A 2,334-nucleotide genomic window follows, 5' to 3' on the forward strand; every position below is an offset into this window, starting at 1 on the left:
CCTTCAGCAATGTGCGCCAGGGCTTCCGCGCGGCGCTGACCCATGTGGACAGCGGCGGCGGCGTGCAACTGGCCCAGGCCGACGCGCTGGCCGGCGAGCGGCTGCAAGACGCCGAGCTGTTCCAGCATTACGGCTACACCTCCAATCCGCCGCCCGGCAGCATGGCCATGGTGCTGCCGCTGGGCGGCCGCAGCAGCCACAGCGTGGTGATCGCCACCGAGCACGGCAGCTACCGGCTGCAATCGCTGCAACCGGGAGAAGTGGCGCTGTACAGCGACGAAGGCAGCAAGATCGTGCTCAAACGCGGCAGGATCATCGCCGTAGAGTGCGACACCTTCCAGCTCAGCTGCAAGAACTGGCAAGTCAACGCCAGCGAGCAAGCCAGCTTCACCACCCCCGCCTTGAAAACCAGCGCCCAATTCACCGCCCAGGGCCAGATCAACGGCAACGGCGGCCTGGCCATCCAGGGCGGCAGCGGCGCCAGCGTCAACGGCGACATCCAGCTGTCCGGATCGATGAATGCCAGCGGCGACGTCAAGGCCAGCGGCAAGAGCCTGGTCTCGCACACCCACGACGCGCCCAACGGCCCCACCAGCCCGCCCAAATAAGCCGCGCCACTGACCGGCGTCCTCTGCCGCCTCCTTCCCCTATCCAGGAAAATAGCCATGGACCCACTATTGGACCCCGTCACCGGCGACTACGCCGGCGGCTCCACCGACACCCTCGCCAACGCCGTCTACCTCCGTCTGATGACCCCGCTGGGCGGCTGGTGGGCCGATGCGACGCTGGGCTCCCGCCTGCACGAACTGTCGCGCAGCAAAGACAGCAGCCGCATCGACCTGCTGGCCTGCCAGTACGCGGAACAAGCGCTGCAGCCGCTGCAACAGGACGGCCGCGTCAGCCGCATCCAGGTATCGGCGCAGCGGCAAGGTCCCGGCCGCCTGCTGCTGAGCATTGAAGTGGCCGAAACCGGCGGCCACATCCGACATTTCCAACATCAAGTGAGGATAGCCTGATGCCCCTGTCCACGCCCGACTTCGCCAGCATTCGCGACGCGCTGCTGCGCGACCTGCAAAACCTGCGCGCCGACGCCGCCACCGCGCCTGACAGCGACAACTTCGTCCGCGCCAGCGCCACCGCCGGCGCGGTGGAAGGGCTGTACCAGCACCAAAGCTGGATCGCGCGCCAGATATTCCCCGACACCGCCGACAGCGCCTACCTGGAACAGCACGCCCGCCTGCGCGGCATCGTGCGCAAGCCTGCCACCGCCGCCAGCGGCTGGCTGCAGATCAACGGCGCGCCCGGCGCTCTGGTGGCCAGCGGCCTGCAAGTGCGCGTCGGCGACCAGCTGTACGTCGCCCAGCCCTTCGATACCCAAGGCAAGCCGGCGCCGGACCGGCTGGACGTCAACGGCCAGGCCAGCCTGCCCATCCAGGCCAGCCAGCCCGGCAGCGCCGGCAATCAGCCCGCCAATCTGCCGGTGGAACTGATGCAGGCGCCGTCCGGCATCGCCAGCAAAGCCATCCTGCTGGCAATGACCGGCGCCACCGACGAAGAAAACGACCAGGCCCTGCTGGACCGCCTGCTGGAGCTGATCCGCCGCCCGCCCGCCGGCGGCAATCAATACGATTACCGCCGCTGGGCGATGGAAATCGACGGCGTCAGCGCCGCCTACGTCTACCCGCTGCGCCGCGGCGCCGGCACCGTGGACGTGGTCATCACCGCCGACGGCAGCCTGCCCTCGGATAAAACGCTGGCCAAGGTGCAGGCCCATATCGAAGATTTGCGGCCCGTCACCGCCAAAAACTGCCTGGTGCTGGCGCCCACGCCGCGCCCGGTGGACATCGACGTGGCGCTGGATCTGGGCAGCATGAGCGCGGACGCCTTCACGCCGCTGCTGCAGCAAACGCTGCAGGCCTATTTCGCCGGCCTCGCGCCCGGCGAGCAGCTGGTCAAAAGCCGGATCGAAGCGATGATTTCCGACTTGCCCGGCGTGCAGGACCGCCAGCTCAACGCCCCGGCCGGCAACATCAAACCGGTTTCCGACGCCAGTAAGGTGGAATGGCTGCGGCTGGGCCAGCTGACGGTGAGGACGCTGAAATGATGCCGCAACCGACCTATCAGGAATTGCTGACCCGGCTGCTGCCTCCGGTCAGCTACAGCCCGGACGGCCCGCGGCTGCAAGCCGAACTGGCCAGCGAAGGCGCGGCGCTGGACCGCGCGCAAAGCTCTGCCCGCCAGCTGGCCGGCGCCGTCACCCCGCTGCAAGCCGAGGCGCTGCTGCCGGACTGGGAGCGCGTCTGCGGCCTGACGCCGCCGCCCGGCGCGCCCTAC

4 protein-coding genes are annotated in these 2,334 nt (G+C 68.8%); all 4 read left to right on the forward strand.

All coding sequences use genetic code 11. The features are described 5' to 3' along the window. On the forward strand, positions 1-608 hold a 608-nt coding region (locus tag JHD59_RS21800; protein ID WP_199155807.1), incomplete at its 5' end, for a phage baseplate assembly protein V. 57 nt (positions 609-665) lie between these two features. Continuing rightward, positions 666-1,016 (forward strand): phage GP46 family protein, encoded by a 351-nt coding sequence (locus JHD59_RS21805; protein WP_199155808.1) that lies wholly within the window; start codon positions 666-668, stop codon positions 1,014-1,016. Continuing rightward, a complete protein-coding gene (locus tag JHD59_RS21810; protein WP_199155809.1) occupies positions 1,016-2,104 on the forward strand; it encodes a baseplate J/gp47 family protein in 1,089 nt (362 codons plus the stop codon). The genes JHD59_RS21805 and JHD59_RS21810 overlap by 1 nt, the downstream gene beginning before the upstream one ends. Then, the coding region (locus tag JHD59_RS21815; protein WP_199155810.1) for a putative phage tail protein at positions 2,101-2,334 on the forward strand (234 nt) is incomplete at its 3' end. The genes JHD59_RS21810 and JHD59_RS21815, both read left to right, overlap by 4 nt.

This window comes from Chromobacterium sp. ASV23, from assembly GCF_016428945.1.
GTDB lineage: Bacteria > Pseudomonadota > Gammaproteobacteria > Burkholderiales > Chromobacteriaceae > Chromobacterium > Chromobacterium sinusclupearum.

Excerpts from the sequence above, each read along its gene's own strand:
- JHD59_RS21805 (WP_199155808.1), top strand. The coding sequence starts at position 666 with ATGGACCCACTATTGGACCCCGTCACCGGCGACTACGCCGGCGGCTCC.
- JHD59_RS21810 (WP_199155809.1), top strand. The coding sequence starts at position 1,016 with ATGCCCCTGTCCACGCCCGACTTCGCCAGCATTCGCGACGCGCTGCTG.